The organism is Actinoplanes hulinensis (genome assembly GCF_019429605.1).
Classification (GTDB): domain Bacteria; phylum Actinomycetota; class Actinomycetes; order Mycobacteriales; family Micromonosporaceae; genus Actinoplanes; species Actinoplanes campanulatus.
Genome location: NZ_JAHXZI010000010.1, coordinates 25,672 through 51,021, shown reverse-complemented (window position 1 = coordinate 51,021; position 25,350 = coordinate 25,672). Strand labels below are relative to the sequence as shown.

At 69.7% G+C, this 25,350-nt stretch carries 18 protein-coding genes; 6 read left to right on the top strand and 12 right to left on the bottom strand.

Annotation, left to right across the window (positions count from 1 at the left end; translation table 11 throughout):
• Positions 1-33: 33 nt before the first annotated feature.
• Genes KZ829_RS19855 through KZ829_RS19845 form a run of 3 tightly spaced genes read right to left on the bottom strand, consistent with a single transcriptional unit; the run spans position 34 to position 6,213 of the window.
• Complete coding sequence (locus KZ829_RS19855) at positions 34-1,776, bottom strand: S9 family peptidase (protein ID WP_308285581.1); 1,743 nt, start codon at positions 1,774-1,776, stop codon at positions 34-36.
• 29 nt (positions 1,777-1,805) lie between these two features.
• Positions 1,806-3,572: an N-acetylglutaminylglutamine amidotransferase gene (locus tag KZ829_RS19850; protein ID WP_220145432.1), complete on the bottom strand. Its 1,767-nt coding sequence runs from the start codon at positions 3,570-3,572 to the stop codon at positions 1,806-1,808.
• Positions 3,573-3,588: 16 nt separating this feature from the next.
• Entirely contained in the window at positions 3,589-6,213 is a 2,625-nt protein-coding gene (locus KZ829_RS19845) for a carboxylate--amine ligase/circularly permuted type 2 ATP-grasp protein (protein ID WP_220145431.1), read from the bottom strand.
• Positions 6,214-6,404: 191 nt separating this feature from the next.
• Here KZ829_RS19845 and KZ829_RS19840 point away from each other — a divergent pair, with 191 nt between their 5' ends.
• Together KZ829_RS19840 and KZ829_RS19835 are read left to right on the top strand one after the other, a co-directional pair.
• Positions 6,405-7,475, top strand: coding sequence for an NAD-dependent epimerase/dehydratase family protein (locus KZ829_RS19840; RefSeq protein WP_220145430.1), 1,071 nt, complete (start codon positions 6,405-6,407; stop codon positions 7,473-7,475).
• A 118-nt stretch (positions 7,476-7,593) separates the two neighbouring features.
• Positions 7,594-9,720, top strand: coding sequence for a SulP family inorganic anion transporter (locus tag KZ829_RS19835; protein ID WP_220145429.1), 2,127 nt, complete (start codon positions 7,594-7,596; stop codon positions 9,718-9,720).
• Between the two features lie 489 nt (positions 9,721-10,209).
• Here the strand turns inward: KZ829_RS19835 and KZ829_RS19830 are convergent, their stop codons facing one another.
• From KZ829_RS19830 to KZ829_RS19790, 9 genes are all read right to left on the bottom strand, one after another.
• On the bottom strand, positions 10,210-10,998 hold the full coding sequence (locus KZ829_RS19830) for a ComEA family DNA-binding protein (protein WP_220145428.1): 789 nt from the start codon (positions 10,996-10,998) through the stop codon (positions 10,210-10,212).
• A 38-nt stretch (positions 10,999-11,036) separates the two neighbouring features.
• Positions 11,037-11,534: a hypothetical protein gene (locus KZ829_RS19825; RefSeq protein WP_220145427.1), complete on the bottom strand. Its 498-nt coding sequence runs from the start codon at positions 11,532-11,534 to the stop codon at positions 11,037-11,039.
• Between the two features lie 2 nt (positions 11,535-11,536).
• Positions 11,537-12,178 (bottom strand): YcxB family protein, encoded by a 642-nt coding sequence (locus KZ829_RS44575; RefSeq protein WP_220145426.1) that lies wholly within the window; start codon positions 12,176-12,178, stop codon positions 11,537-11,539.
• Between the two features lie 62 nt (positions 12,179-12,240).
• Positions 12,241-15,786 (bottom strand): discoidin domain-containing protein, encoded by a 3,546-nt coding sequence (locus KZ829_RS19815; RefSeq protein ID WP_246635954.1) that lies wholly within the window; start codon positions 15,784-15,786, stop codon positions 12,241-12,243.
• A gap of 93 nt (positions 15,787-15,879) precedes the next feature.
• Entirely contained in the window at positions 15,880-17,418 is a 1,539-nt protein-coding gene (locus KZ829_RS19810; protein ID WP_220145425.1) for an alpha-amylase family glycosyl hydrolase, read from the bottom strand.
• A 4-nt stretch (positions 17,419-17,422) separates the two neighbouring features.
• Positions 17,423-18,295 (bottom strand): carbohydrate ABC transporter permease, encoded by an 873-nt coding sequence (locus KZ829_RS19805; RefSeq protein ID WP_220145424.1) that lies wholly within the window; start codon positions 18,293-18,295, stop codon positions 17,423-17,425.
• A 2-nt stretch (positions 18,296-18,297) separates the two neighbouring features.
• Positions 18,298-19,224 (bottom strand): carbohydrate ABC transporter permease, encoded by a 927-nt coding sequence (locus KZ829_RS19800; protein WP_183215811.1) that lies wholly within the window; start codon positions 19,222-19,224, stop codon positions 18,298-18,300.
• A gap of 2 nt (positions 19,225-19,226) precedes the next feature.
• Complete coding sequence (locus tag KZ829_RS19795) at positions 19,227-20,606, bottom strand: ABC transporter substrate-binding protein (protein ID WP_220145423.1); 1,380 nt, start codon at positions 20,604-20,606, stop codon at positions 19,227-19,229.
• 199 nt (positions 20,607-20,805) lie between these two features.
• Positions 20,806-21,807 (bottom strand): LacI family DNA-binding transcriptional regulator, encoded by a 1,002-nt coding sequence (locus tag KZ829_RS19790; protein ID WP_220145422.1) that lies wholly within the window; start codon positions 21,805-21,807, stop codon positions 20,806-20,808.
• Between the two features lie 391 nt (positions 21,808-22,198).
• Between KZ829_RS19790 and KZ829_RS44050 the strand changes: the two genes are divergently transcribed.
• From KZ829_RS44050 to kynU, 4 genes are all read left to right on the top strand, one after another.
• Positions 22,199-22,723: a methyl-accepting chemotaxis protein gene (locus KZ829_RS44050; protein ID WP_220145421.1), complete on the top strand. Its 525-nt coding sequence runs from the start codon at positions 22,199-22,201 to the stop codon at positions 22,721-22,723.
• Between the two features lie 105 nt (positions 22,724-22,828).
• Positions 22,829-23,188, top strand: a complete 360-nt coding sequence (locus tag KZ829_RS19780) for a YchJ family protein (protein WP_308285596.1) — start codon at positions 22,829-22,831, stop codon at positions 23,186-23,188.
• A gap of 25 nt (positions 23,189-23,213) precedes the next feature.
• The gene (locus KZ829_RS19775) at positions 23,214-24,065 is read left to right on the top strand and encodes a tryptophan 2,3-dioxygenase (protein ID WP_220145419.1); all 852 of its coding nucleotides are present in this window, start codon (positions 23,214-23,216) and stop codon (positions 24,063-24,065) included.
• Positions 24,062-25,306, top strand: a complete 1,245-nt coding sequence (gene kynU / locus KZ829_RS19770; protein WP_220145418.1) for a kynureninase — start codon at positions 24,062-24,064, stop codon at positions 25,304-25,306. Before KZ829_RS19775 ends, kynU begins: the two co-directional genes overlap by 4 nt.
• The last annotated feature ends 44 nt before the right edge of the window (positions 25,307-25,350 follow it).

Sequence of the window (25,350 nt, the reverse complement as noted above, 5' to 3'; positions counted from 1 at the left end):
TCCCTTACCGGCACCCCGGCAACGTGCGTCTTCTCACTCGGCCGTCAGATAGAGAGACAGCCAGTCCAGGGTGACCCGCAGGAACTCGGCCCGCGCGGAGCGGTGCAGCAGTTCGTGGCCCTCGCCGGGGAAGAGCAGGTAGCGGTGCGGGTGCCCGCGTTCGGTGAGCGACGCCACCACCCGCTCGGCCTCGATCACCGGCACGTTGCTGTCGTTCTCGCCGTGCACGATCAGCAGCGGGGCGCGCAGCCGGTCCAGCCGGTGCAGCGGGGACAGGTCGCGCAGCAGGCCGGCGTCGTGCACCGGATGGCCGTACTTGCTCACCGCGGCCGCCGCGATCCACGGCTCGGTGTGCCGATAGAAGCTATCGAAATCAGACATCCCGCAGATGTCGACGCCGACCGTGAACAGGTCCGGGAAGGCGGTCAGCGCGGCCAGCGTCAGGTAGCCGCCGTAGGAACGGCCCATGATCCCGACCCGCCCGGCGATCCCGGACTCCCGCAGGAACGTCACGCACGACCGGACGTCCTCGATCGCGTCGTAGCGGCGGGCGCCGTTGTCCGCTTCGACGAACGTGCGCCCGAACCCGGACGAGCCGCGCACGTTCGGCGCGAACACCGCGATGCCCCGCGCCACCAGCGACTGGAACAGCGGGCCGTGCCCGGGCCGCTCCTGCGCCTCCGGACCGCCGTGGAACCACAGCACGGTCGGGTGCGGGCCCGGCGTACCTGGCCGGAAGAGCCACCCGCTGAGGGTGAGCCCGTCGTGCGCGGTGACCACCTCCAGCGTCGGGTGGACCGCCTCCGGCGAGGCCGGCGCCGCCGAGACCGCACGCATCTCGCCGGTCTCCCGGGCCCACACCCAGACGCCGCGCGGTCGACCGGGCCCCTCCGCCGTGAAGGCGAGCGTGGCCCCGTCGAAACTCCACGCCAGGCCGCCGACCACCGGGCCGGGCAGCGGCGACACCGGCGTCGGGCCGCGATCGCCGTCGTGGTCCAGGTCGATCAGCGCGGCTTCCGACTCGCCGCCCCGGACGTTGAACAACACCGCGGCGGTACGCCCGTCGGCGGTGATCGTGAAGTCCTCCAGCTCGCCACCCGAGGCCAGGACCTCCACGGCGTCACCGGCGACGCGGATCAGCGCCGGGAACTCGCCGTCCTGGCTGAGCGCGTAGACGCACCCGCCGCCCGGGCTGAACACCGCCTTCTCGCCCCGGGTGACCGGCTTCCCGGTGCCGGTGGACAGATCACGCAGCATGATCTCGCGGGCGCCGCGCGGCCCGTACCGCAGAAGCGCGAAGCGCCCGGCCGGGTCGACGTCCAAGAGCGACAGAAGGTCGCCTTGCGCCACCACCGTCCTGGTCCCCGCGGTCACGTCGATCAGGATGGCGCTGGTCAGGTTCTCGGTGAGGGCCAGCACCGGGCGGCCCGGCAGCCAGCGCATGTCGTCCGCGGTGTCGTCGCCGAAGCCGGCGACCTGATGCAGGTCGGAGCCGTCCGGCCGGACCAGCCACACCTCCTGCCGGGGCGCGCCGCCCGGGGCGATCTGGCAGGCCAGCCAGCCGCCGCCGGACGACCAGGCGGCCGCCGACACCGGCTCCGGGCCGGTGCCGACGCGGAAGGCCAGCTCGCTGCCGACCGGCTGCACCCAGACCGCCGGCGCGCCGCCCCGGTCGGAGACGTACGCCATGTGCCGCCCGTCCGGTGACAGGGTGGGCGACCAGTTCCCGGCGATCTCCGGCTCGACGCGGTTCCAGCCCGCGGGCAGCACTGTCACGTCGACACGGTGGAGCTGACCCTCCATGCTCAGATTCCCCTGTTCTGCAGCCACATCTCCAGCAGCGCGAGCTGCCACAACTGATTCGCCCCGAGCGTGGTACGCGGGGTGTTCGGGTCGGCGAGCAGCGCCGACACGTACTCCGGCCGGAACAGCGCCCGCTCCCGGGCGGCCGGCGCGTGCAGCGCGTCCCGGACCATGTCGAGCACCGGACCCTCCAGATGCCGGATGCCGGGCACCGGGAAGTAGCCCTTCGGCCGGTCGATGACCGCGTCGGGCACCAGCCCGCGGGCCGCCTCCTTGAGCACTCCCTTGCCGTCGTGGGCCAGTTTCAGCTCGGGCGGGCAGGCCGCCGCGAGCTCGACCAGTTCGTGATCCAGGAACGGTACGCGTGCCTCCAGCCCCCACGCCATGGTCATGTTGTCGACCCGTTTGACCGGATCGTCGACGAGCATCACCTGCGAGTCGAGCCGGAGCGCCGCGTCGACCGCGGTGGTCGCCCCGGGCCGGCCGAAGCTCTCCGCCACGAACTCCCGGGCCAGGTCCTCGCCGACCGTCCAGGCGGGGTTGAGCTGCCGGGCCAGTTCGGCGTGCGTGCGGTCGAAGAACTCCTTCGCGTACGCCTCGGCGGCCTGTTCCCGGGGCACGCCGGCGAGGGGTGGGTACCAGCTGTAGCCGGCGAAGATCTCATCGGCACCCTGCCCAGATTGCACCACCTTGACATGCTTTGCAACGTCTTCACCGAGGAGGTTGAAGGCGATGCAGTCGTGGCTCACCATCGGCTCGCTCATCGCCTCGACGGTCCGCATCACCGCCGGCAGGAACCGCTCGTGACCGATCCTGATCTGGTGGTGAGTGGTCTGGAAGTGCTTGGCCACGATGTCCGAGAACTCGAACTCGTCCCCGCTCTCCCCGCCGCCGGCCTCGAACCCGATGCTGAACGTGGTCAGGCCCGCCTGCCCCCGCTCGGCCAGCAGCGCCACGATGAGGCTGGAGTCCAGCCCGCCGGAGAGCAGCACCCCGACCGGCACGTCGGCGACCATCCGCCGCTCCACCGCCTGCCGCAGCTTGTCCCGGACCGCGGCGGCCCAGTCGGCCCGATCCGCCGGGCGGGTGAAGGACGCCTCCCAATACACCCGCTCGGTGGACGTGCCGTCCGCCCGGATCACCCGGATCGTGGCCGGCGGTAGTTTGCGGACCCCGGCCAGGATCGTGCGCGGCGCCGGCACCACCGAGTGGAACGTCATGTAGTGCTGCAACGCCACCCGGTCGAGGGTGGTGTCCACACCGCCCGCGGCGAGCAGCGCGGGCAGCGTGGAGGCGAACCGCAGCCGCCCCGGCGACTCGGCCAGGTAGAGCGGCTTGATCCCGAGCCGGTCGCGGGCCAGCGTCACGGTCCCGCTGTCGTGCTCCACCACCGCGAAGGCGAACATCCCGAGGAAGCGGGTGACGCAGTCGGCGCCCCACCGGTGGTACGCCTTGAGGATCACCTCGGTGTCCGAACCGGAGAAGAACGTGTAGCCGTCCTTCTCCAGCTCCAGGCGCAACTGCCGGTAGTTGTAGACACAGCCGTTGAAGACCACGGTCAGGCCCAGCCGGTCATCGGTCATCGGCTGGGCGCCGGCCTCCGACAGGTCGATGATCTTCAGTCGCCGGTGACCGAGAGCGATCCGTCCGTGCGTCCAGAGCCCGTGGCCGTCCGGGCCGCGAGACGCAAGGCTTGGCAGCATCCGCCGGACCGCCTCGGTGTCCGCGGGCCGGTCGCCGAAACGGATCTCGCCGGCGATTCCACACATGAAATACCTCCTGATGTCAGCCGAGCAACCAGGTGTCCTTCGATCCGCCACCCCGCGAGGAGTTGACGATCATGCTGCCGGCGGGCGCCACCCGGGTCAGGGCCGCCGGGGCCACCACCGACTCCGTACCGGTGAAGACGAACGCCCGAAGGTCGACGTGCCGCGGGGCGAGCCGGTGCCCGTCGAAGACCGGATGGGTGGAGAGCTCGACCAGCTCCTGCGCCACCCAGCGGTGCGGGGCGGCCCGGATCTGCCGGCGCAGCGCGTCCAGGTCGGCGGGGCTCGCGTGCGGGCCGATCACGATCCGGTCGCCGCCGTAGCCGTCGACCGGCTTGCAGACCAGCTCGCCGAGACGGCTCAGCACCTCGGCACGCTGCTCCGGGATCCCGCACAGATAGGTGGGCACGTCCGCGAGCAGCGGCTTCTGGCCCAGGTAGTACTCGATGAGGCGGGGGACGAAGGCGTACACCGCCTTGTCGTCGGCCACCCCGTTGCCGAGCGAGTTGGCCAGCACGACGGTGTCCGCGTGCAGCGCGGACACCAGGCTGGGGCCGAGCGGCATGCCGTCCGCGCCCGGCGAGTGCACCAGACTGTCCTCGCCCATACGCAGGTAGATGACGTCGACCGGGCGCCGGTGGCCGTCCCGCAGCCGCCACACCCGGCCCTCGTCGACGAACAGTTCGGTGCTGCGGACCACCGGCACCTCCATGGCCTCGGCGAGCATCCGGTGCTCGAACCAGGCCGAGTCGTCCGGACCCTGGCTGAGCACCACGAGCGCCGGATCGTCGCCGGCGGACGGGCCGGCCGCCTCCAGCAGGGCCCGCTTCAGCAGGCGCGGGGTCTCCTCCACCGAGGTCAGCGCGGCCGGGCGGGGCAGCTCGGGCAGCACGCTCCAGGTGAGACGGCGGTTCTGCATGGCGTACGCGATCCCGGACGGCACCCGCAGGTTGTCCTCCAGCACGCACCACTTCCCGGCCCCGTCACGGACCAGGTCGACCCCGGCCACCTGGGCGCGGACCGCCGGGCGGCTGATCAGGGCGCCGCTGGCCCGCAGCTCCGGCGACCCGTCGATCACCCAGCCGGGCACGATGCCGTCGGCCACCACCTGCCGGTCGCCGTAGACGTCGTTGAGGAACGCGTCGAGCGCCCGGACCCGCTGCGTCAGGCCCTCGGTGAGGTGCCGCCAGTCGCCGGCCGGCACGATCCGGGGCACCAGGTCGAACGGGAACAGCCGGGTGGCGGCCTCACCGGCCACACTGAACGTGATCCCACGGGCGCGCTGCTCGTCGTCGCGGTGGTCCTCACGGTGCCGCAGGCCGGTGGCGCCGAGCGAGGTGAGCACCGGCAGGATCCCGGCGTAGGCGGGGGAGACGCGCCCGCCCGGGAAGGCCTCGTCGCCGTCGGCCACGTACGCCTCGATCAGCGCCGGCGCCGGGGCGCCCGCCGGCCCCGTCTCGGTCACCCCGCCGCGGGTCTCGGCCACCAGCAGGTCGACCACGTCGGAGAGCCGGCCGCGCCGGGCCTGGGCGCGCCGCTGCCGGGCCGCCGAGCTGCCCCGGCTCAGCGCTCGCAGGGTGAGGTCGAAGACCTGGTCCCAGTCGCCCAGCTCCTCCAGTTGCGGGCGCAGCTCGCCGACCAGGCGCTCCACCGCGACGGCGGCCGGCACCGGAACCGGCGAGCGGGGCAGGTCCAGCAGGTCGCCCTCCAGACCGGACCGGGCTGCCCGCCACATCGCGGCCCGGTGCAGCGGCGGCCTGATCAGGAAAGGTCTTGTCTCCGTTTTACGGGTGGTTGGCGGGGCGGTTGGATGGGGCATCGGGAGACCGGCCCGGTGCTCGGCCCGGGCGCGCAGCACGAGCGCGCGGAACAGCCCGGCCAACAGCACCACGGTCTCCACGTCGGGGCTGGCGTCGGTGACCCGCAGCTCCACGGTGGGCACGTGCGCGGACGGCCGGACGTCGAAGTAGACCATTTTCGGGTCACTGATCGTCCCGGACGCGATCAGGTCGCTGACCAGGGCCTCGTGCTCCTCCGCCGAGTGCAGCCGGCCACTGTCGCCGGCGGTCGGCCAGCGCATCCACACCAGGGAGCGGACACTGGCGTACCCGGAATCCTCACCCATCCAGTAGGGCGAGCTGGCGGAGAGCCCGAGCAGCACCGGCAGCACCGGCGTCACCCGCTGGGCGACCGCGACCGCCTCGTCCCGGTCCGGCACCCCGACGTGCACCTGGGCGCCGCAGATGAGCTGCTCACGGACGAGCATCTGGTACTCGTGCAGCATCCGTTGGTAGCGGGACGTCGGTGTGACAGGCAGCGCGTCCAGGTCGACCAACGGTACGGTGCCGGCCGCGACCAGCCCGAGGCCGAGCGACTCGGCCACCCCGATCGCCGCCCGCCGCCGGGCGACGATCCCGGCCCGCAGATCGTCCAGGGTGGTGCTGACCGGGGTGTTGGTCTCCACCACGGACCGGTGCAGCTCGGCCGAGAAGTGCGCCTCGTCCAGCCGGTCCAGGATCTCCGGCGCCCGGGGAACCAGCTCACGGGTGCCGAGGTCGACGACGTGGAGTTCCTCCTCCACGCCGAGGGTGAGTGCGGTCCGCTCGGGGACGCGCGGATCCGACGCCTGTAATGACTCCGTCATCGAGACCGCCTCTGCACTAGGTTCAGCCCGGTTTCGCCGGAGCCTTTCCATAGGATGTAGCGAATCTGTGACGTGCCCGTTTCGTGCCGCGGTCAAGCATGACGATGGCGACACTCCAGCCCGGGCCGGAGGTCCTTTGCAGCTCACCGGTAGTGTCGCCCGGTGACGCCCGACACCCGCGGAGGTCCTTCATGAGCAGCGTCGTCGTAATCACCGGATCGGCCGGTCTGATCGGTTCGGAGGCGGTCCGGCACTTCGCCGCCCTCGGCATGGACGTGGTCGGGGTCGACAACGACATGCGCGGCTACTTCTTCGGTGCCGACGGCTCCACCCAGTGGAACCTCCAGCGCCTGGTGAAGGAGGTCGGCGACCGGTACACCCACCACAGCGTCGACATCCGGGACCGGGACGGGCTGGACAAGCTCTTCGCCGGCCTGGGGTCGAACGTCGGGCTGGTCATCCACGCCGCCGCGCAGCCCAGCCACGACTGGGCGGCCCGCGAGCCGTTCACCGACTTCGACGTGAACGCGGTCGGCACGATCAACATGCTCGAGGCGACCCGGCGGCACGCGATCGACGCGCCGTTCATCTTCACCTCGACCAACAAGGTGTACGGCGACACGCCCAACTCCCTGCCGCTGGTCGAGCTGGAGACGCGGTATGAGCTGCCCGAGGACCACCGGTGGTACGGCGGCATCGACGAGACCATGACGATCGACAACAGCATGCACTCGGTCTTCGGCGCCTCGAAGGTGGCGGCCGACATCATGGTCCAGGAGTACGGCCGCTACTTCGACATGCCGACCGCGGTCTTCCGGGGCGGCACGCTGACCGGTCCCGGCCACTCGGCGGCCGAACTGCACGGATTCCTGGCGTACGTGATGCGCTGCGTGATGGAGCAGCGGACGTACAAGATCTTCGGCTACAAGGGCAAGATGGTCCGCGACGCCATCCACTCGCACGACCTGATCACCGCGTTCGAGGCGTTCCACAAGGCGCCGCGGGTGGCCGAGATCTACAACATGGGCGGCGGCCGGTTCTCCAACTGCTCGCACATCGAGGCCTTCAAGATCGCCTCGGAGATCACCGGTCTGGAGGCCCGTACCGAGTACGTGGACCAGGCCCGGCAGGGCGACCACCAGTGGTGGATCAGCGGCACCGGCCGGTTCGAGGAGCACTACCCGGACTGGAAGCTGACCTACGACGTGCCGGCCATCCTGCGGGAGATCTACGAGGCCAACAACGAGGTCTGGAAGTCCTGACCGCACAGTTGTGCGCCCGAGTGCCGCCCGGTGATCCACTGGGCGGCACTTTCTGTGTACTTACTGTAAGGGCCGGTTAGTTAATCACCCGTTAACCGACCTTCGGTACATTACCGAAATGTCCGACTTGACGCAGATCCTGCGCCGGGACTTGCCGGCGTCCATCGTCGTATTCCTGATCGCCATTCCGTTGTCCCTCGGCATCGCCGCGGCCTCCGGGGCCCCGTTGCTCTCCGGACTCGTGGCCGCCGTCGTCGGCGGACTCGTCGCGGGCGCCCTGGGCGGCGCCCCGTTACAGGTCAGCGGCCCGGCCGCCGGCCTCACCGTGATAGTCGCCGGCGCCGTCGCCGACTTCGGATTCGCCGGCACGGCCGCCATCGTCGCGGTCGCCGGCCTGGTGCAGATCCTCCTCGGCGCGTCCCGGATGGGCCGCGCCGCCCTGGCCCTGTCACCCGCCGTCGTACACGGCATGCTCGCCGGCATCGGACTGGTCATCGCGCTCAGCCAGGTGCACGTCATGCTCGGCGGCACCCCGCAGAGCTCCGCCTGGCGCAACCTGCGCGACCTGCCCGGCCAGATCGCCGCCCACCACGGCGCGGCAGCCGTGCTCGGCATCCTCACCGTCGCCGTCCTGGTGTTCTGGCCCCGCCTGATCCGCAGCTCGATGCTCCCCGCCGCCCTGGTCGCGGTGGTGTCGATGACCGCGCTCGCCGCCGCCACCGGTGCCGACGTGACCCGGGTCGACCTGCCCGACGAACCGCTCGCCGGGCTGATCACACCCAGCTGGCCGGACGCCCCGGTCCGCGAGATCGCCGTGGCCGTCCTCACCATCGCCCTGGTCGCCAGCGTCGAGTCGCTGCTCTCCGCGGTCGCCGTCGACCGGCTGCACGACGGCCCGCGCGCCAACCTCAACCGGGAACTGGTCGCCCAGGGCGCCGCCAACACCGCATCCGGCCTGCTCGGTGGGCTCCCGGTGACCGGCGTGATCGTGCGCAGCTCCACCAACGTGGCGGCCGGCGCGCGTACCCGGGTCTCGGCGATCCTGCACGGCGTCTGGGTCGCGGCGTTCGTGCTGCTCTGCGCCGGCCTGCTGGAGACCATTCCGATGGCGGTGCTGGCCGCCGTACTGATCGTGGTCGGACTCCGGCTGGTCAGCCTGGCCCAGATCCGCACCTACGCCCGGCACCGGGAACTGCCCACCTACCTGGTCACCGCCCTCGGCGTGGTCGCCACCGACCTGCTCACCGGCGTCGCCCTCGGCATGATCACCGCGGCGCTGCTGATCCTCTGGCGACTCACCCGCTCCGAGATCCGCCGGGTCGAACGCGCCCCCGGCGACTGGCTGGTCACCATCAACGGCACCCTGTCCTTCGTCGAGTCGGCCCGCCTCACCCGTGAGCTGGGCGGCGTACCGGGCGGCAGCGACGTCGACCTCGAACTCCACCTCGACTACCTGGACCACGGCGCCTACGAGACGATCCGCGACTGGTGCTCGGCACACGAGCGGACCAGCGGCACGGTCCGGATCCGCGAGGTGCACGACTCCTGGTTCTCCCAGGCCACCTCGGGCCGGCTGGGCAGCGGCAAACGCACCCCGCGGGTGCTCGGCTCCTGGTCCCGCTGGCAGGACATGGACCAGCAGCGCCGCGGCGCCATGGCGGCCGGCATCGCCGAGTTCGAGCGCACCGTGGCCCCGCTGGTCCGGCCGCACCTGGCCGACCTGGCCCGCGACGGTCAGCGGCCGCAGCAGCTCTTCATCACCTGCGCCGACTCCCGGCTGGTCCCCAACCTGATCACCGCGAGCGGCCCGGGCGACCTCTTCTGCGTCCGCAACGTCGGCAACATCGTGCCCCCGCACGGCGCCGGCGACGTCTCGGCCGGCGCGGCCGTCGAATACGCCGTGGACGTCCTCGGCGTCACCACCATCACGGTCTGCGGCCACTCCGGCTGCGGGGCCGTCCGTGCCCTGATGAGCGGCGCGGCCCCACCCGGCTCCGCACTCGGCGACTGGCTCGCCCTCTCCGGGGTCGACTTCGGCGACATCGCCGACGAGGAACGCTGCTGCACCGACAACGTCGTGCGGCAACTCGCCAACCTGCGCACCTATCCGGCGGTCCGGGCCGCCGAGGCGTCCGGCCGGCTGCGCCTCGCCGGCATGTACTTCGACCTGGCCGAAGCCCGGATGTACGAGGTCGATCCGGTTCTCGGCGACGCCCGCCCCATCTCGTCGATCCCGGCCGCCTGACATCAAAGCCGCGCCTCCCGCGCCTCCCGCGCCTCCCGCGCCTCCCGCGCCTCCCCCGCCTCCCCCGCCTTCCGGGCCTTCCGGGCCTCCGCCGCGATCTTGGACGCTTTCCCACCGCTGGGAGTCTTCTTCTTGGGTGTTCGTGGTTCTACGTCAAGCACCCGGTCGGGCGAATCGCCGATTGGGGGCCGCCGTCCGCCGCGTTAGGTGGAAATGGGGCTTTCGACGGAGTTAGGCGACCGTTTTGCCCGCTTTGCATGCTGAGGTTAGGCGATCTTGGACGATTTGCCACCCGAGACGGTGGCAAATCGTCCAAGGTCGCTCCGGGTGACGCGTCCGCTGGCGAGGGATTGCGGACTCGGCCGCGGGCGGCCAAGAAGAAGGCTCCTGGGGGGTGGCCAATCGTTCAAGATCGCGGGGCCTCGGCCGCGGGGCGGTCAGCGGGGGCGGTCAGCGGGGGCGGTCAGCGGGGCGGTCAGCGGGGGGCGGTCAGCGGGGCATGAACACCAGGCGGTCTCGGAACTGGGCCAGTTTTTCCGGGGTCAGGCCGTCGCAGTAGACCAGCAACTCGTCCGGGCTGGTGAAACCGTTGTGCAGGTCGCGGGCCTCGACGATGCGGTCGGCGAGCGGACGCTCGATCCGCAGGGCGCGGGCCAGCCACTCGGCGGGGACGTGGTTGACGTCGACGAGGCCACCGTCGTCGTACTCGCGGCCCGGCAGGTCGGGGCGGCCGATCATCAGCTCGGAGGCGATGGACGGCTGCTCGGCCTGGACCCGGCGGGCCTCCTCCCGGCGGGCGGCCCGCCACTGCGCCCTGGCCAGCGCCGGATCGACGGCCGGCACCCGGTTCCAGTCCGGGCGCGGCGGCGGGTAGTGGGTCAGGCGGGGGCGGGGCGTGGCTCTGCCGTACGCCGGAGGTTGGGGTCGGGGTTGGGTGTTCCGGCCGAAGAACTCGGCCCGGACCCGCTGCTGGAGGAATCCGACGTGGAACGTCCCGACCACCCACAGGACGAGGGAGACCATGCTGAGCAGGACCGCCACCGCCGAATCCGAGCCGTCGCCGGTGACCGCCGAGCCCGCGCAGTTGCCGAAGAACGCCAGGAAGTAGACGCCGGACAGGATCAGGTGCGTCCGTGAGCGGAGCTTGATCGCACCGGCCAGCACCATCGGGGCCGTGCCCAGCCCACAGGTCAGCAAGGGGACGAGGAACCACCAGAAGGTGACCGGCGGTTCCGGCGGTCGCTGCCATCCGGCACGGGCTCGCGGATCGGGCTGCATGCCACGACGGTAGAACCGGACATCAAGCGAAACCAGGGTCAGCGCCGTGACCAGGGCGAAAGGCCTCCGGACAGCGGCGGCAGCAGCGTGCGCCGCCGGAGGAAGTCGTCGAGCAGCGCGCCGGAGGCCGGGAACTCCGGTCGGGGCAGATCGACGTGGGCCGTGCCGTTCAGCGTCAGGCGGTAACGGTCCGCATGGGTGGATACCGAACGGACCAGTGCCCAGTTCCACACCTTGCGGCTCTCCGCCGTGCGGACCTCGACGCCGTCGTCGGTGACGGTCCAGGTCTCCGGGAGCGGCGTGATCACCCGCCGGGCCCGGCGCGGGCGGGTGCGGATCTCGATGCCGATCGCGCCCAGCCCGGTGATCGCCAGGACCGCGGCGGACACGGTGAACGGGCCCGGAGCGTCCAGCCACAGGCCGAGCGCTGTTCCGGCGACCCCGGCCACCACGAGCGGCGCGACGAGCGGGACGAGCCGGCGCGGAATCCGGCGCAGCGGGGGCAACGGCTCGTTCCGGCTGATCTCGAGATGCACGGTCAGGCCGCCGGCGAGTCCGCGGACGAACCGATGGCGGAGTCCGGGCGGTCGGGGCCGATGCTGGACTCCGGGCGGTCGGGGCCGATGCTGGACTCCGGGCGGTCGGGGCCGATGCTGGACTCCGGGCGGTCGGGGCCGATGCTGGATTCCGGGCGGTCGACCACCGCGCAGAGGAAGGTGCGCAGCTCGGCGTCCTGTTCCGTGGTCAGCGGCGCCCGCGGGATGTCGACGGTCCGGCCGGTCGCGGTGCGCAGCAGGTAGGCGTCGTCCAGCACCCACATCGCCTCGAACGCCGACCATTCGTACTCGGTGGACGACTCTGCCGTGGACGCGACGAGCCGCTCGTCGGTGAGCACCCAGTCGTGTGGGACCAGCTCGGCTTCCGGCGCCGGAGCGGTCCGGCGGGCCGCCCGCACGGCCAGCCACCGCGCGCACCCGATCGCCGCGATCGCCGACAGGATCAGCAGGCCCCCGGTCACCAGGGCGTTCGGGCTGAACTCGCCACCCACCACGATGAACACGGCCACGATCCCGATCGGGTAGACCAGGGCGGCCAGGATCTTGGCGGTCCGCGAGGTCCGGTCCGGGAACCTGTTCCGGTAGTACTCGGGGGAGCGGGCGTGGGTGAACTCGATCTGCACCGATGGATCTTACGAATGTGCCCGCACCCGGGTGGGCGCGGGCACATTCATCCCCGTTTTGCTCAGTTCCGCGTGATGGTGAAGGTGGTCGTCGGGTTCTCGATGTCGCGGTAGTTGTCGTTCAACTGGAGGTTGGTGAAGGTGGCCGAGCCGACCGCCGGCCCCTGGCCCGCCTCCGGCATCGGGTTGGCCCAGATTCCGTAGCCGGATTTCGCGTCGAACTGGTCGCCGCTCTTCTTCGCCCCGGTGATCGACACGTTGGTGAAGATCGTGTCCTTGATCGGGTTCTGCGGCTGCCCGCCCACGTAGTTGGTCTGGAACATGATCCCGGAGTAGGTGGGGTCGACGATGTCGACGTTGTTCACCCGGATGCCCTGGAACACCTTGGACGCCGAGAACACCCAGATCGCCGGGAACACCTGGCTGCCCCAGAAGTGGCCGCCCGCCCGGACGATCGAGATGTTCTCGAACACGGTCGGCGGGCTGGCGCCGAAACCGTTCATCGGGTAGCCGAAGTCCAGCGAGCTGATCGTGATGCCCGAGTAGACCAGGGTGTCCGCGATGTAGATGTTCTTGAACGTGTTGGCGTACCCGCCGTAGACCGCGATGCCGGCGGCCCGCCAGGTCAGCGTGGTGGACAGGTTCGAGTAGACGTTGTTGATCTCGTCGGAGCCGCCGGCGTCGATGGCGGAGAACAGTGCGAAGCTGTCGTCACCGGTGGCCCGGGCGTCGTTGTTGTCGACCAGGTTGTCGGTGCTGCCGTTGGTCATGTTGACGCCGTCGGCGAACATGTTCCGGATCCGCGAGTTGGTGATCTTCATCCGGTCGGTGTTCGCGCCCCAGTAGAGGCACACCGTGTGCTCGGCCCAGATGTTGTCGATCGTGATGTCGGCGACGTTGGCCAGGTCGAACACCTTGCCGGGGCCGTCGATGCGGATCGTGTAGTTGCCGAAGAACGCGAAGTTCGCGAACGTCGAGCCGTTGGCGGTGGCGTCGGCCCGGAAGCCGGCGTCCGTCTCGGACTGGGTGGACGGGGTGTGGAAGCGGGTGTACCAGGGACCGGCGCCGATGACCCGCAACGACCGCCCGTACACCTGGAACTTGTTGCTGGTCTGGTAGTCGCCGGCCGGCAGGTAGACGCCCAGTTTGGTGGCGTCCTGACGGGCGGCGTCCAGTGCGTTCTGCACCGACTGGTGGTCGAATCCGGCCGGCACGACATAGCGGGACGGATCCGGGTTGGCGATCGGGGCGACCTGCTCGAGGTTGATGAAGTCGATGGCGATGTTGCCCGTGTTGACTGCATCCTTCTGTAGCTTGACAGTACTTCCGGCAGGTATTGATCCAGTCAACATGATGTTGGCTTCGTCGTAGATGTGGCGCGGACCGGTCCCCGAGTTCTGCGGGTTGGTCTCGTTGCCGTACAGCCAGGCAAAACGAGAGGTCAGCGGCAACGTCCTGTTGAGCGTGCCGTTGACGTACACGTTGATCGAGCTGGTCGTGCCGTCCGGGATGGAGAACCGTGCCACCACCGTGTTGGTCGCCGCGCGGGTGGTCCACTGCACGTACGAGCCGGTCTGGTTGAGCGTGACCGCCTTCCGGCCGGACGCCTCGCCGGCCAGGTCACCGACGATCCGGTTCGGGCCGACGGCCTGCGCGCCGCCGCCGGTCTGACCGTCCTCGGCCTCGTACATGTCGTACGGCATGTTCGCGCCACGCCCCACGAAGAACGGCTTCTCGCTGGTGTTGTTGCCCCGCTTCACCGGCAGTTCGTTGGTGTCGTTCGCGACCACCGTCCGAACCGTGTACTTACCGTTGGCCGCGGTCCAGGTGCCCAGGTTGATCGACGGCGACGAGGCGCCGGCGGCCAGGGTGCCCGTCCACGAGCCGGTGAACGTCTTCACCATGGAGGCGCCGTTCAGGATCGTCATGGTGACGCCGTGCGCGCCACCGCCGCTGGCCGCGGTGCCCTGGTTCCTCAGCGTCGCCGAGAAGGTGACCGTGTTGCCGGCCGCCGGGTTGCCCGGGGACCAGGAGACCACCGAGGCGACCAGGTCGGAACTGCTGACCGGCGTCACGACCAGGTTGTTCGGGCTGTTGTAGGAGTTGTTGGCGTCGTTGGTCTCGAGGACCGTGTTCGCCTCGTCGACCTTCGCGCTGACCGGGTAGGTGCCGGAGTCCCGCTCGCCGATCGAGGCGGTGACGGTCGCGGTGGCGCCCGCTGCCAGAGCACCCACCGAGGCGGTGCCGGCCTTCGCCGTACCCAGGTAGAAGTTGACCTCGGAGGCGGGAGACGCGGCCGTGCCCGCGTTGCGCACCGTGGCGGACAGCGTGATCGCGTCGGTCTCGACCGGCATGGCCGGAGAGGCCGAGACGGCCGTGATCGTGAGGTCCGGGTTCGGCGCCGGGGTGCCGATGACCTGGAGCTCGGCGACCTGGCCGCTGGGCGCGCCGGTGTTGGCGGTGAAGGACAGGCGGACGTCCGCGGTGGTCGCGCTCACCGGCACGGTCACCGTGTTGCCACTCGCCGGATTGAAGCTGTACGTCGCGGAGCCCACGATCGTGGTGTACGCGGACGCCGACTGCTCCCGCCCGAGGATCGCGAACGTCTGCTGCCGCGCGCCCCACTCGGTCGCCGGGTTCAGCTTGACCACCACCGACGACACGGTGGCGTTGGCGCCCAGCTTGACCGTGAGGTTCGCCGGGTACGCGCTGCCCTCCCAGTAGGTGGCGGTGTCGTTGTCGTTCGCGTTCGCGGCCACGAAGGTGTGGATCACCGAGGACGCCTCGATCGGCTTGCCGACCGCCAGGTTCGTGCCGTTCTGCGGGGTTCCGGTGCGGGTCACCGTGTTGCTGTTCGCCGACACGTTGCCCGCCGCGTCCTTGGCCCGGGCATAGTAGGCGACCGTCGCGCTGTCCGGCTGGTTGTCGATGTAGGTCAGCACGTTGCCGGCCACCGACGTGCGCAGCACCCCGTTGGCGTAGACGTCGTAGCCGGTGACGCCGACGTTGTCGGTCGACGCGTTCCAGGTGAGCCGGATCTGCCCGCTCGCCGGCTGGGTGTAGGCGAGGTTGCCCGGTGCGGTCGGCGCCTGGCTGTCCCCGGTCACCGGGCCGTAGACCTCCAGTTCGGAGAGCTGCCCGGCGGGCCAGGCGGTGTTGCCGGTGAAGTTCAGCCGGACGAAGCGCGCGCTCGCCGTACCGAAATCGATCGTCACCGTGTTGCCGGAGGACGGGTTGAAGCTGTATCCGGCGCTCGCCTTGAGATCGCTGAACGAGGTGCCGTTGGTGCTGCCCTGGATGGACAGCGTCTGGGTGCGGGTGTTCCAGGCGGTGGCCGGCGGCAGCTTGAGGACGGCCTGGTTGACCTGGGTGGCGGTGCCGAGGTCGACCTGGAGCCACTGCGGGAAGGCGTTGTTGTTGCTCTCCCAGTAGGTGTTGGCGTTGCCGTCGCCGGCGTTCCCGGCCGGGTAGACGTCGGTGTAGCTGGAGGCGCTGAAGGTCTTGCCGGCCGCGAGGTTCGGACCGGCGGCCATGGCGGGCGGGGCGTGCACGAGGGCGGCCATCAGTGCGGCGGCTGTCGCCGCGGCTATCAGCCTGAATCTGGACATACGGGAGCGCACCTTTCTTCCACGAGAGGTGTTCTGGGGATCGCCGGGGCGGTGGCTTCGGTGGGTGCCACCACCCCGGACGTTGTCGGGCCTCTACCGGAGGCGCAGCCAGACCGCGGTGTCCCGGGGGAGGAGGTCACCGTCGAGCGGGCTGCTGGCGAGCAGGATGCCCCGGTGTTCCGGCAGGGACACCGGTGCGCCGGAGAGGTTCAGCACACAGGCGAAATCCGTCCCGCGGGTCCAGGCGAGCACGTCCTCGCCACGGTCCAGCCAGGCGAAGTCGTGGCCGGTGAAGGTGCGCAGACGGATCGCCGACCGGTAGAGCTCCAGCATCGAGCTGGGGTCACCGGTCTGGGCCTGGACGGTCCGGTCCTTCCACTCGGCCGGCTGGGGAAGCCACGGGGCGCCGGTGGTGAAGTCGTAGGGCGGCTCGTCGCCCGACCAGGGCATCGGCACGCGGCAGCCGTCGCGGGTGTGGCCGCGTCGCGCGTACATCGGATCCTGAATCTGGTCGTGCGGAATCGCCTCGTTCTCCCAGAGGCCCAGCTCCTCGCCCTGGTAGATGTAGGCCGAGCCGGGCAGCGCGAGGGTGAGCAGCGCGGCCGCCCGGGCCCGCCGGGTGCCCAGCTCCAGGTCGACCGGGGTGCCGTCGAGGTTGTTCTCGAAACTGAACGTGGTGTCGGCGCGGCCGTAGCGGGTCACGTGCCGGGTGACGTCGTGATTGGACAGCACCCAGGTGGGCGGGGCGCCGACGTGCGCGTGCGCGCCGAGGGTGCGGTCGACGCAGTCGCGCATGAGCCGCGGATCCCAGGCGCAGCCCAGGAAGTCGAAGTTGAACGCCGCGTGCAGCTCGTCCGGGCGCAGGTAGTTGGTGAACCGCTCGACGTCCGGCATCCACACCTCGCCGATCAGGGCGCGGCCCTCGTATTCGTCGGCGATCCGGCGCCAGGAGCGGTAGACGTCGTGCACCGCGTCCAGGTCGTGGAACGGGTGCGGCTGTCCCTCGACGACCTCGGGCAGCGCCGGGTCCTTGAACAGCAGCGCCGCCGAGTCGATCCGGATGCCGTCGGCGCCCCGGTCGAACCAGAACCGCAGGATGCTCTCGAACTCGGCCTGGACGTCGGGATGCTCCCAGTTCAGGTCCGGCTGCTCCGGGGTGAACAGGTGCAGGTACCAGGTGTCGTCGTCGACCCGGGTCCAGGCGGTCCCGCCGAATTCCCCCACCCAGTTTGTAGGCATATTTTGGCTTTTACGGAACCAAAAATAGTCCCGCTCCGGGCCACCGGCCAGGGCCGCCCTGAACCACGGATGCTCACTGGAGATGTGGTTCGGGACGATGTCGACGATGATCCGGATGCCGGCCGCGTGCGCCTCCTCGATCAGCGCCTCCGCCTCGGCCAGATCGCCGAAGACCGGGTCGATGTCGCGGAAGTCGGACACGTCGTACCCGGCATCCGCCATCGGGGAGGGGTACCAGGGACTCATCCAGATCGCGTCGACGCCGAGGTCTCTCAGGTGGCCGAGCCGGGCGCGGATGCCGGCGATGTCACCGACCCCGTCACCGTCGCCATCGGCGAAACTGCGCGGATAGACCTGGTAGATCACGGCGTCACGCCACCACTGCATTGTCATCCCGTCATCCCTTGAGGCTGCCTGCGGTCAGGCCGGACATGATGTTGCGCTGGAAGATCAGGAAGATGACCACGGTCGGGAGCGCCGCGATGACCGACGCGGCGACCACCACGTTCTGCGGGGTGCCGGCCGCGAAGGCGTAGATGCCGACGCTGATCGTGCGGGTCTCCGGGTGCGGCATGACCAGCAGCGGCCAGAGGAAGTCCTTCCACACCGCGGTCACCGCGAAGATCGACACCACGCCCAGGATCGGCCGTGACATCGGCAGGATGATCGACCAGAGGGTACGCAGGGGCGTGGCCCCGTCCACGAAGGCGGCCGCCATGATCTCTTCCGGGATCGAGTCGAAGAATCGTTTGAGCAGGAAGATGTTGAAGGCGTTGGCGACCATCGGCAGCCAGATCGCGAACGGTGAGTCGATCAGGCTGATGTTCAGCACCGGCAGGTCGATCACGGTCTGGTACTGCGGGACGATCAGCACCATGGCCGGGATCATCAGGGTCGCCAGCATGGCGCCGAGGATCACGTTGCCGAAGGCCGGCCGCAGCTTGGACAGCGCGTACGCCGCCGCGGTGTCGAACACGAGCTGGAACAGCACCGCGCCGGCCGCGTAGTAGAACGTGTTGAACAACAGCTTCGCCAGGTCCAGTTGGGTCCACGCGTCGACGTAGTTCTGCGGCTGCGGATCCCGCGGGAACAGCGTCGGCGGCGTCTGCGCGATCTCCTGGCCCGACTTGAGCGCGCCGGTGACCATCCAGTAGAGCGGACCGAGGAAGACGAGGGTGAACCCCAGGACGACGACCACCAGCGTGGTCCAGTAGAGCACCCGGCCGCGGCCGCGCCGGAGTTGAGCGTGCGAGATGAGTGTCCGGGTCATGGTCAGTCCTTCGTGCTCAACCGCAGGTAGACGGCGGAGAAGGCGGCCAGGACCACGAGCATGATCACGCCGAGGGCCGCGGCGCCGTTCAGATCGTTCTGGAAGAAGCCGTGCTGGTAGATGAGGTACGCCACGGAGGTCGCCGAGTCCTGCGTGCCGGCGCCGTTGGCCAGGATCAGCGGCTCGATGAACAGCTGCATGGTGGCGACGATCTGCATCATGGCGAGCAGCGCCAGGATCAGCCGGGTCTGCGGGATGGTGACGTGCCAGATCCGCTTCCAGATGCCGGCGCCGTCCAGTTCGGCGGCCTCGTACAGATCTCCGGAGATGTTCTGCAGTGACGCCAGATAGATCAGCACCGCACCGCCCATGTTCATCCAGGTGGAGGCGAGCACCATGGCCGGCATCGTCATGGTCGGCGACTGCATCCACTCCGACGTGGGCAGGTGCAGGAATGTCAGAATCGCGTTGAAGAGACCGGCCTCGCTCGGGTCGTACGCGTAGTACTTGAAGAGGAAGAGCGCCGACGCCGGCGGCAGCATGACCGGCAGGTAGACCAGCACCCGGAGGTAGCCCTTCGCGTGCCGGAACTCGTTGAGCACGATCGCCACGAAGAACGGCACCGCGAACCCGACGATCAGCGCCAGCCCGGTGAAGTAGAAGGTGTTCTTCCAGGCGACCCAGAAACTCGGGTCGTCGATGATCCGGAGGTAGTTGTCCCAGCCCACCCAGGTCGTCACACCGCGACGGGTGCGCTGGAAGCTCATCACCAGCCCGCGGATCATCGGGTACCACATGAAGAGGGCGAAGCAGAGGACCGCGCCGATCAGGAACGCGTGCCCGGTCAGGTTGTCGCGGATCTTGCGGCGACTCTTCGGGGAGACCCCCGCCTCGGCTTTCACCGGGGCGGGGGCAGTCATGACCGCCATGCTCAACTACCGGCCGCCAGCAGTTGGTTGACCTTTTCCTCGGCGGTCTTGAGCAGCGTGTCGATGTTCGCCTTCGGGTCGGTCAGGACCCCGGACATCGCCGAGTCGAGGATCGCGTAGATCGCCTGCGCGTCCCGCGGCTCACCCACGATCGGGAGCTGCTTGTTCTCGAAGAGCGCGAAGTTCTCCACCGGCACGTTCGCGTTCGCCTTGCGCAGGTCGAACTCCTGCTTCTGCGCCTCGGTGCCGTTCGCGAACAGCAGCGGCTGCGGCAGGCCGACCGGGTAGTTCTGCGGCTTGGCCCGTACGTAGTCGAACTGGCCCTTGCCCGGCGTCAGCTTCTGGTAGGCGATCCACTTGAGACCGGCCTCCACCTGCTCCTTGGTGAGATCCTTCTTGAAGAAGTAGCCCTCGCCGCCGCCGAGCGTGCCCTTGCCCAGGTCGCTCTGCCCCGGCAGCGGCGCGACCGCCCAGTCCTCGAACTTGCCCTTGAACTGGCTGACGATCGCCTGGGTGGTGTCCGGCGCGCCGATGAACATGCCGACCTTGCCGGCCGCCGCGTTGGTCAGCAGGTCACCCCACTGGAGGAGCTGGCGGCTGCCCATGCTGTCGTCGCCGTACCGCATGTCCTTGAGGTTCTGGAGGACCTGCTTGCCCTCGGCGCTGTTGAACGCGGCCTTCTTGCCGTCCTCGGACAGGACCCGGCCGCCCTGCGAGTAGAGCAGCGAGGTGAAGTGCCAGCCGCCGGTGTTGCCGGCGCTGTACTCGGCGTAACCGGCCACGCTCTTGTCGGCGGCGGAGATCTTCTTGGCCGCCTCCCGTACCTCGGGCCAGGTCTTCGGCGGGTTGTTGACGTCCAGGCCGGCCTTCTGGAACAGCGTCTTGTTGTAGACCAGGCCCATCGAGTAGTTCTTCACCGGTACGCCGTACAGCTTGCCGCCGTCGGTGAAGACCTCCTTGAGCGCCGGGTCGACGCTGTCCCAGGTCGAGACGGTGTCCTTGCTGACGTACGACGTGATGTCCATGGCCTGGCCGGAGTCCAGCACCTGCTGGAGGTCGGTCATGTAGCCGTAGAAGACGTCGGTGGTGGTGCCACCGGCCAGGCGCGCGGTGAAGTCCGGCGGGTTGTTGCACTGCTGGCCGACGCTGATGCTCTTGATGACGATGTCGGGGTTCTGCTTCTGGAACTCGGTCACATCCGCGTTCCAGTTGTCGAGCAGCTCCTTCTGGGCGGCGACCGGCTGGCAGTCGACCGTGATGGTCACCTTGCCGGCGGCGTCCGAGCCGTCGTCGTCGCTCTTCGTGGAGCACGCCGTAAGGCTGAGCCCCAGGCCGGCCACGAGCGCGAGCGCCGCAACCTTCCGGTACTGCGGTACGGACATCTGTCCATCCCTTCGGAACGGGTTCTATCGCTTGTTTAGGAGTCCTCGTAGTGAGTGGGGTCACTGTAACGAGACGAGCATGTTGCCGCAAGGTTTCGATTTTCCTCTGCAAAAACTCGACTGGCTTGCGGCTGGATTGGATCCCGGGCACCAAAAAGGCCGCCGACCAGTGGTCGGCGGCCTTCAACGAGGCGTTTTGTCAGTCTTTGGGGGCAGGGCCCGTCGAGCCCCGAACCACCAGCTCCGGCTCGAACAGCAGCTCGTCGGAGAACTCCCGGGCCTCGTCGATCTGGCTCACCAGCAGGTCCACGGCGGCCTGGCCCATCGTCTCGATCGGCTGCCGAACCGTGGTCAGCGGCGGATCGGTGCAGGTCATGAACGCGGAGTCGTCGAAGCCCACCACCGAGACGTCACCCGGCACCGAACGGCCCAGCCGTCGCGCCGCCCGGATCGCGCCCAGGGCCAGCACGTCACTGGCACAGATGATGCCGGTCACTCCGCGCTCCACCAGCCGGGTCGCCGCGACCCGCGCCCCCTCCATGGAGAAGCTGGACCGCTCGACCCGCGCCGCGGCGTCCTCCGCGCCGGCCACCTGGAGCATTGCGGCCAGCTTCCGCCGGGACGGGATGTGCCCCTCCGGGCCGAGCACCATGCCGATCCGTTCATGGCCCAGCGAGCGCAGATGCCCGTAGGCCTGCTCGACCGCCACCGCGTCGTCCGTCGACACCCGGGGGAAGCCCAGCTCGTCGACACCGGCGTTGACCAGCACCACCGGCAGGCCGCGCTCGGTCAGCCGCCGGTAGTGCTCGTGCGAGGCGTCGGCCAGCGCATACGACCCACCGGCGAAGATCACGCCGGAGACCTGGTGGTCCAGCAGCATCTCCACGTAATCCGACTCCGGCACGCCGCCGATCGTCCGCGCGCACAGCGCCGGCGTGAACCCGCGCTGCGCGAGCGAACCGGTCACCACCTCGGCCAGCGCCGGGAAGATCGGGTTCTGCAGCTCGGGCAGGACCAGGCCGACGAGCCGGGCCCGCTCCCCGCGGAGTTTGGTGGGCCGCTCATAGCCCAGCACGTCCAGGGCGGTGAGCACCGACGTGCGGGTGGCCTCGGAGACGCCGCTGCGCCCGTTGAGCACCCGGCTGACGGTCGCCTCACTGACCCCGGCCTTCTTAGCCACCTCGGCTAGACGTTTGGTCACCACGGAATCCTACGTCAGATATTTGCAAAAACCGAACCACGTTTCGCGGCGGTCTTGCATCCGTTTGCGACGGCGCCGGTTCTCCGTGGTTCTGTGGCGAGCATATTTCACCCGGTGTCGCGGTGGATCCCCGCATGAAGCGGTTAAGCCGTCGCTCTCCGCGATGTCGCGGTCGTCATCGCTTTCAAACCCCTTTCCGGTACGGGACTCCGCGTCCCCGACCGCAGCCGACGCCGTCGGAGTGGCGCACCGCGATCTCACTGCCCGGTCCCGCCCGCGAGGCGCTTCCGGGCTGAGCCCGGTGGTCAGGCCGGATCGGGGAAAACGCTTCGCGATCGGTGGGCGGGATGGGATGTTTTGCGGAGACCGGTAGAGAGGGGTCGCCACCACCATGTCCGACTGGGATCAGAATGACGGCTACTCCGACGATCCGCGGGACCCGTCCGGTTCCGGCCAGAACGACTGGTCGGCGCAGAACCGGCAGCGGGACTCGGTGCACCGGCTGGCCAACGTCAGCAACGACATGGCCACGGCCACCCAGGCGGCGGTGCACGCGGCCGAGACCGCGGTGCAGGTCATCCAGCGGCTGGAGGCCAGCAGCACGGAGATCGGCAAGGTGGTGCAGTTGATCGCCACCATCGCCAAACAGACGAACCTGCTGGCGCTGAACGCGACGATCGAGGCCGCCCGGGCCGGCGAGGCGGGCCGCGGGTTCGCCGTGGTCGCCAGCGAGGTCAAGGACCTGGCCAACGAGACGGCCACCGCCACCAGCGAGATCGGCACCCAGGTCGGCGGCATCCGGGCCGACACCCAGAACGCGGTGTCCGCCATCGAGGAGATGCAGGGGCTGATCGAGGAACTCGACCGTTGTCAGAAAGTGATCAGCGGCATCGTGATCGAGCAGCAGGCCGGCTGACCTGCGCCGACGCGGAACTGTGGATAACTTCGGGGGCCGCCCGCGGGCTGAGGGAGACTGGGGCGCATGGCTCGCAGATCCCCCAAGCCCCGGAAGACCTCTGCCGTGTGCCCGTGCGGGCGCCCGGCGTACGAGGACTGTTGTGGAAGCCTGCACGGCGGAAAGGCGGCGGCGGACCCGGAAGCGCTGATGCGCTCGCGCTTCAGCGCGTTTGCGCTGGACCGGGCCGACTACGTGCTGGCGACGTGGCATCCACAGACGCGCCCGGCGACCCTGGAGACGGATCCCGGCGTGCGCTGGATGCGTCTTGAGGTGCTGGACCACAGCGGGGGCGGGGTCTTCGACGCGGAGGGGACGGTCGAGTTCCGCGCGCATTTCACCGATGGCGGGCGAGCCGGCGTGATGACGGAGAAGAGTCGATTCGTCAGGCACGACGGCCGTTGGGTGTACTGGGGGCCGCTGTGATCTCCTTGGGACCGGAGGTGGAGTGATGTCGGCACAGCGGCCGCTCGAGAACGGCATCGTCAGGGATTTCAAGGTCAATCTCTCGTATGGTGAGTACCTTCACCTCGCGGAGATCCTGGGCGGGCAGCACCCGGTGAGCGTGCCCGAGCACCATGACGAGCTGCTCTTCATCGTTCAGCATCAGACATCCGAGCTCTGGCTGAAACTGATCATCCATGAGCTGCGGGCGGTCCAGGTGTACCTGGCCAAGGACGAGTTGCGTCCCGCGCTCAAAGGGCTCGCCCGGGTCAAGCACATCCAGCGCACCCTCACCGAGCAGTGGTCGGTGCTGGCCACCCTGACCCCGACGGAGTACGCGCAGTTCCGCAGCTTCCTCGGCACGTCGTCCGGGTTCCAGAGCTATCAGTACCGGGCGATCGAGTTCCTGCTCGGCAACAAGAACCGGCACATGCTGTCGATCTTCGACGACCAGCCCGAGGCGCGTGCCCTGCTGGAGGACGCGCTGGCCAGCCCGAGCGTCTACGACGAGTTTCTGCACTTCCTGGCCCGGCGCGGGCACGGCGTACCGGTCTCGATCCTGGAGCGGGACGTCACCGAGGCGTACGAGTACCAGCCCGACCTGGTGCCCGTGTTCCAGCAGATCTACGAGAACGCCGAACACAACTGGGACGTCTACGAGGCCTGCGAGGAATTCGTCGACCTGGAGGAGAACTTCCAGTTGTGGCGGTTCCGGCACCTCAAGACCGTGGAGCGGACGATCGGCTTCAAACGGGGCACCGGGGGATCCAGCGGGGTCGGCTTTCTGAAGGCCGCTCTCGATCTGACATTCTTCCCCGAGCTCTATGCCGTCCGCACCGAAATCGGAGTGCCCCATTGACCTCCTCCCCGACCGATGACCTGCTCGCCCGTGCCGCCGATCTGGACGCGGCCGACCCCCTCGCGTCGTTCCGGGAGCAGTTCATCACCCCGCCGGCGGCCGAGCTGCTCTCCTACCTCGACGGCAACTCGCTGGGCCGGCCGTTGGAGGCGACCGCCCGGCTCGTCGACGAGTTCATCCGCGAGCAGTGGGGCGGGCGGCTCATCCGCGGCTGGGACGAGGGCTGGCTGGAGTGGCCGCTCACCCTCGGCGACCGGCTCGGCTCGGTCGCCCTCGGCGCCGGCCCCGGCCAGGTGGTGATCGCCGACTCCACCACGGTCCTGATCTACAAGCTGGCCCGCGCCGCGGTGGACGCCCGGCCGGGCCGCCGCAAGGTGGTGCTGGACACCGACAACTTCCCCACCGATCGGTACGTGCTGGAGGGCATCGCCGCCGAACGAGACCTGGAACTCGTCTGGATCGAGACCGACCCGGCCACCGGCATCGACCCGGCACAGGTCGCCGGCGTGGTGGACGCGGACACCGCTCTGGTGCTGTTCAGCCACGTGGCGTACCGGTCGGGGTGGCTCGCCGACGTGGCCGAGATCAACCGGATCGCGCACGAGGCCGGCGCGCTGACCATGTGGGACCTGTGCCATTCCGCCGGCTCGGTGCCGATCGAGCTGGACGCGTGGGGCGTCGACCTGGCGGTCGGGTGCACCTACAAGTACCTCAACGGCGGCCCGGGAGCGCCGGCGTTCGCCTACCTGCGGCGGGAGTCGCAGGGTGCGCTGCGGCAGCCGATCCAGGGATGGATGGGGCACCGGGCGTCATTCGAGATGGGCCCCGGCTACGAGGCGGCCGACGGGATCCGGGCGCTGCTCAGCGGCACCCCGCCGATCCTCGCCATGGTGCCGCTGCACGCCAACCTGGACATGCTCGCGGCCGCCGGGATCGACGCCGTCCGGGCCAAGTCGTTGCTGCTCACCGACTTCGTTCTGGAACTGGCCGACGAGTGGCTGGCCCCGCACGGCGTCACCGTGACGAGCCCACGCGATCCCGATCGGCGCGGCGGCCACGTGACGCTGCGGCGGGACGGTTTCCGCGAATTCCTGGAGCCGCTGTGGGACAGCGGGGTGATCCCCGACTACCGCCGCCCGGACGGCCTGCGCATCGGCCCGGCGCCGTTGAGCACCAGCTTCACCGAGGTCCACCAGGGCCTCACCGTGCTGCGCGACCTGCTGCGGAAGAACCCCCGGTGACCGAGCCCACCACGCCGCCAACCGACTCGACGTCGCCGGCGGCC

Excerpts from the sequence above, each read along its gene's own strand:
- KZ829_RS19850 (WP_220145432.1), bottom strand. The coding sequence starts at position 3,572 with ATGTGTGGAATCGCCGGCGAGATCCGTTTCGGCGACCGGCCCGCGGAC.
- KZ829_RS19845 (WP_220145431.1), bottom strand. The coding sequence starts at position 6,213 with ATGACGGAGTCATTACAGGCGTCGGATCCGCGCGTCCCCGAGCGGACC.
- KZ829_RS19840 (WP_220145430.1), top strand. The coding sequence starts at position 6,405 with ATGAGCAGCGTCGTCGTAATCACCGGATCGGCCGGTCTGATCGGTTCG.
- KZ829_RS19835 (WP_220145429.1), top strand. The coding sequence starts at position 7,594 with ATGTCCGACTTGACGCAGATCCTGCGCCGGGACTTGCCGGCGTCCATC.
- KZ829_RS19830 (WP_220145428.1), bottom strand. The coding sequence starts at position 10,998 with ATGCAGCCCGATCCGCGAGCCCGTGCCGGATGGCAGCGACCGCCGGAA.
- KZ829_RS19815 (WP_246635954.1), bottom strand. The coding sequence starts at position 15,786 with ATGTCCAGATTCAGGCTGATAGCCGCGGCGACAGCCGCCGCACTGATG.
- KZ829_RS19810 (WP_220145425.1), bottom strand. The coding sequence starts at position 17,418 with ATGACAATGCAGTGGTGGCGTGACGCCGTGATCTACCAGGTCTATCCG.
- KZ829_RS19805 (WP_220145424.1), bottom strand. The coding sequence starts at position 18,295 with ATGACCCGGACACTCATCTCGCACGCTCAACTCCGGCGCGGCCGCGGC.
- KZ829_RS19800 (WP_183215811.1), bottom strand. The coding sequence starts at position 19,224 with ATGGCGGTCATGACTGCCCCCGCCCCGGTGAAAGCCGAGGCGGGGGTC.
- KZ829_RS19795 (WP_220145423.1), bottom strand. The coding sequence starts at position 20,606 with ATGTCCGTACCGCAGTACCGGAAGGTTGCGGCGCTCGCGCTCGTGGCC.
- KZ829_RS44050 (WP_220145421.1), top strand. The coding sequence starts at position 22,199 with ATGTCCGACTGGGATCAGAATGACGGCTACTCCGACGATCCGCGGGAC.
- KZ829_RS19775 (WP_220145419.1), top strand. The coding sequence starts at position 23,214 with ATGTCGGCACAGCGGCCGCTCGAGAACGGCATCGTCAGGGATTTCAAG.